Below are 4101 nucleotides of genomic sequence, written 5' to 3' on the forward strand. Positions count from 1 at the left end.
GCTGTAGACCGGTTGCTCGTCGAACCAGGCCCAGCGCGCTGCCGGATGCGGCGCGAGGACCAGGGCCGCCATCTGCTCAGGCGTGCGGCGGGCGATCCATGCGGCGTCGGCGGCCGGTGCGTCCGGTGCGGCATGGGCTTCGCGCCAGAGCGTGTCGAGCTGCGCGACGCCGGGCAGGTAGACGAGCTCGGCGGCCGGCTCGAAGCCGCGCAGGAAACCGGGAAAGCCRGTGCCGTAGTGCAGCAGGCGCCCGTCGCTCGGCGGATCGGCCGCCACATAGAGTGCGGCGGCGGCGCGAAACCATTCCTCGCCCACCAGCTGCGCAACCGTCGGGAAGTTGGCCTGCAGCGCGTCGATGCAGGCCTTCATCACGGTGTTGCGGTACACCGCGAAGGCGGGCTGCATGGCGAGCGCCCGCACTGCAGGGTGCGCGGCTTCCGGCGGAGCGAACAGGGCCTGCGCAAAGGCCTGCTGGAACTGATCGCGCGGCGCGTTCATGCGATGGCCTCCTGCGCGGCACGCTGCAGCACGGCCGCGGCCTGTTGCTGCTCGGCCATGAGCTCCCCGAAGGCCGGCACGTTGCCGTCGCGCTCGATCAGCGTGGGCCGGGCGCCGGCGCGATCGACGAAGCGCCGGTACAGCTGCCAGACCTCCGGTGCGATGGGCGCATCGTGCGAATCGATCAGCAGTGCATCGCCGAGGGTGGGGTCGGCGCTGTGGCCCGCAAGGTGGATCTCGCCGACCGGCGCCYGCGGAAAGCGGTCGATCCAGTCCGCGGCCGAGAAGCCCAGGTTGCATGCGGACACGTACACGTTGTTGATGTCGAGCAGCAGCCTGCAGCCGGTGCGGCGTGACAGCTCGGCAAGAAAATCGATCTCGTCCCATTCATGCCCATCGATGTGCAGGTAGTGGGACGGGTTCTCGATGGCCATCGCCATGCCCAGCGCGTCCTGCGTGCGCGCGATGTTGCCGGCGATGCGATGCAGCGCGGCGGTGCTGCGCGGAAAAGGCAGCAGGTCCGGAAAGTACTGGCCGTTCCATGTGGACCACGCCAGGTGCTCGGAGATCAGCGCAGGCTGGATGCGCCGGGCGAGCGCCGCCAGCCGCTGGAGATGCGCCGCATCGGGCTCGGCCTCGCCTGCGAGCGAGAGCGAGACGCCATGCAGCGACACCGGATGGCGCGCGCGGATCGCTTCGAGCCATCCGATGCGCGGGCCGCCCGCCACCATGTAGTTTTCGGGGTGCACCTCGAACCACAGGCCCTCGGCACGCGCGCCGAGCGCGGCCTCGTAGTGCTCCGGTTTGAGGCCGAGGCCGGCCGCGAGGGTGTCGGACATGGCAGCGTGCGCAGTGCAGCGGTCAGGACTTGATCGGCATCAGCGAACCCATGCCCTTGGGTGTCTTGATGGTGGTGCAGGTGCCGGCCGGAACGTTCTTCCACGAGTTGCCCTGGTAGTCGACCTTGGAGGTGCCCGCGCAGGTGGTGCCGGGGCCGGCGGCGCAGTCGTTCTTGCCGGCCATCGAGACGCCGTAGCACTTTTCCATGGCGGCCGTCTTGTCGGCCATCGGTTTGTCTTGCGCCATGGCAGAGCCCGCGGCAAGGGCACCCAGTGCAAGAGCGGTGATCGCGAAAGAACGATTGATCATGGATGAACTCCAGAAGATTGATTGAGAAATTGCAACCGCGCCCAATGCGCAGTCCCTTGCTAGTTCGCGGCGTGCGAAGCCGGGGTTACAGGCCCGGTGCGATTCGGCAGCTTTTTTGCGGGGCGAACGAAGATCGAGAAGAACGCCGCCTGCTACAGCATCGAGTCTGCCCGCGCCACGCGCACGATGCGCGCCTTGGCACCATCCGTGAGCAGGTAGAGGCTGCCATCGGGCCCTTGCCTCAAGTTGCGGATGCGCTCGCCCAGTTCGGAGAACAGGGCTTCGCGCCGAACCACGCGCGGTGCGCTGTCCTCGCCCGCGAGCTCGAATCGCCATACGGCCTTGCCGGCCAATGTGCCCACGAAGACGTTTCCCTTCCACGCGGGAAACTGGTCGCCGGTGTAGAGGATGAGGTTGCTCGGTGCGATCTTCGGCGTTGTCCAGAAGGCCAGCGGCGCTTCCATGCCGCGCTTCGATGTTCCCTCGCCGATCTTCGCGCAGGTGTCGTACTCGCAGCCGAAGGTCACCACCGGCCAGCCGTAGTTCAGGCCCTTGCGCACGATGTTGATCTCGTCGCCGCCCTGCGGCCCGTGCTCGGCAACCCAGAGCTGCCCGGTCCGGGGATGGACGAATGCGCCCTGCGGATTGCGATGCCCGCGGCTCCATATTTCCGGGCGCGCGCCCTGGCGTGCGACGAAGGGGTTGTCGTCGGGCACGGTGCCATCGGTGCGGATGCGCACGGTCTTGCCCTGGTAGTAGGCGAGCGCCTGGGCGCGCATGCGGTCCTGCGGCGCATGGCGGTCGCCGATGGTGACGAAGAGATGGCCGTCGGCGGAAAGCGCGAGCCGCCCGCCGAGGTTCTGCCCGTTCACCGCGCCCGGCGTCTGGCGAAACAGCACCTTGAATTCATCGATGCGCGATCCGTCGTCGCTCAGGCGGGCGCGTGCCACCGCCAAGCCGTTGCGGTCGGCGTGCAGCCCGCGGCCGGCTTTGGTGTAGCTCAGGTACACGAGGCGATTCGAGGCAAAGGCCGGATCGATGGCGACGTCCAGCAGGCCCCCGTGATCGCGATGGTCCACGCGCGGAACGCCTTCGATGGAAGAGATCTCGCGCCCATCGGCGCTGATCATGCGCAGCCTGCCCGGTCGTTCGGTGACGAGCAGATGGCCATCGGGCATGAACTCCATGCCCCAGGGCGACTCCAGCCCGTCGGCAAAGGTGCTCGCCTGCGGCGCATCCGGCGCGGAGTCCGCAGGCATCGCCCGCGCGCCGGCATGCCAGAGCATTGCGAGAAGCAGCGCGGCGCCAAAGCCGTGCCGCCGCCAGGACAGCGCAGCAAGCCTCGAACGACGAATGGCTGCGGGCGCTGTGTTCATGTCGGTGCTTGCTGAAGGGCCGCGGCGACGTTGCCGTTCGAAAATCTTATCGGCGAGCGGCCAAGCCCGACAGTCCGTTCTTTCCATGACCCCTTTGATCGAGGGCCGCGGAACGTGCCGTGGCTGGCGATACACTGAGCGGCCATGCGCGGCTATCGCCTCCCCCGACATTGCATGACCGCGTTCCTCGTGGTCCTGTCGCTGCTGTTCTCGCAACTGGCGCTGGCAAGCTATGTCTGTCCCGGGGCAGCGGGCACGGCATCGACGGCCGGGATGGCGATGGCGCCGGGCGAGCCCTGCGAGGGCATGGACACCGCCCAGCCCGTGCTGTGCCACCAGCATGCCGCCGACATGTCGCTGTCGTTCGAACCGGTGAAGGCCGCCACGCCTTCGCTGCCTGCCATCGTGCAGGTATTGGCCGTGCCGCTGGTGCTGGCAGCGCTGGCCGAGCCGCTCCCGCGCCAGGCACTGCCCGAGCGGCAGCATCCGCCGCCTGATCCTGTTTTTCTTGCGACTCTCAGACTTCGCGTCTGACCCCTCCGTCGACTGACCGGTGCTGGTGCGGCGCGTCCGCTCGCCAGCGATTGCCTCGTTCGTCCGCGGAGTTGTCATGTCCATTTTCTTTTCCCGCGCAACCGCCTTGGCGGTTGTGCTGCTGCCGTGCCTTGCGACGGCCGCGCCCCTGTCGCTCGACGCCGCGCTGGAGCTGGCCGCCCGGCGCTCCGAGACTGCACGCGCCGCCCGCGCCGGGGTGCGGAGCGCCACCGAAGCGGCGCAGGCCGCGGCCCAGCTTCCCGATCCCGTGCTGCGCGTGGGCATCGACAACCTGCCCGCGACCGGGCCGGACCGCTTCCACACCGCGCGCGAATCGATGACGATGAAGCGCATCGGCATCAGCCAGGAATGGCTGTCCGCCGACAAGCGCGCGGCGCGCCAGGCCGCTGCCGATGCGGCGGTCGGACGCGAAAGAGTGCAGGCGCAGGTGGCCGCGGCCGAGACCCGCCTGCAGACCGCGCTCGCATACCTGGACGCCTTCTACGCCGGCGAAAGCCTGAAGCTCGCCGTGCTGGCGGAACAC

The 4101-nt window shown here is 68.7% G+C and carries 5 protein-coding genes and 1 pseudogene; 2 read left to right on the top strand and 4 right to left on the bottom strand.

Features of this window, described 5'->3' with window-relative positions; all coding sequences use genetic code 11:
- The 4 genes from AC1DOC_RS22560 to AC1DOC_RS22575 form a co-directional block, all read right to left on the bottom strand.
- Positions 1–498 (bottom strand): HvfC/BufC N-terminal domain-containing protein (locus AC1DOC_RS22560; protein WP_478130519.1); only part of this gene is annotated, 498 nt, incomplete at its 3' end.
- Positions 495–1337 carry an MNIO family bufferin maturase gene (bufB, locus tag AC1DOC_RS22565; protein ID WP_478130520.1) on the bottom strand — a complete coding sequence of 281 codons (843 nt, stop codon included), beginning with the start codon at positions 1335–1337 and terminating at the stop codon, positions 495–497. The genes bufB and AC1DOC_RS22560, both read right to left, overlap by 4 nt.
- A 22-nt stretch (positions 1338–1359) precedes the next feature.
- Entirely contained in the window at positions 1360–1647 is a 288-nt protein-coding gene (locus tag AC1DOC_RS22570) for a BufA1 family periplasmic bufferin-type metallophore (RefSeq protein ID WP_412512455.1), read from the bottom strand.
- Between the two features lie 152 nt (positions 1648–1799).
- Positions 1800–3023, bottom strand: a complete 1224-nt coding sequence (locus AC1DOC_RS22575; RefSeq protein WP_478081278.1) for a PQQ-dependent sugar dehydrogenase — start codon at positions 3021–3023, stop codon at positions 1800–1802.
- A 174-nt stretch (positions 3024–3197) separates the two neighbouring features.
- On the opposite strand from AC1DOC_RS22575, the gene AC1DOC_RS22580 reads away from it, so the two are divergent.
- A complete protein-coding gene (locus AC1DOC_RS22580; RefSeq protein ID WP_018906966.1) occupies positions 3198–3557 on the top strand; it encodes a hypothetical protein in 360 nt (119 codons plus the stop codon).
- 115 nt (positions 3558–3672) lie between these two features.
- Positions 3673–4101 (top strand): annotated as a pseudogene (locus AC1DOC_RS22585) (TolC family protein); the annotation flags it as partial.

It is taken from the genome of Variovorax sp. 01T439_2 (assembly GCF_056398445.1).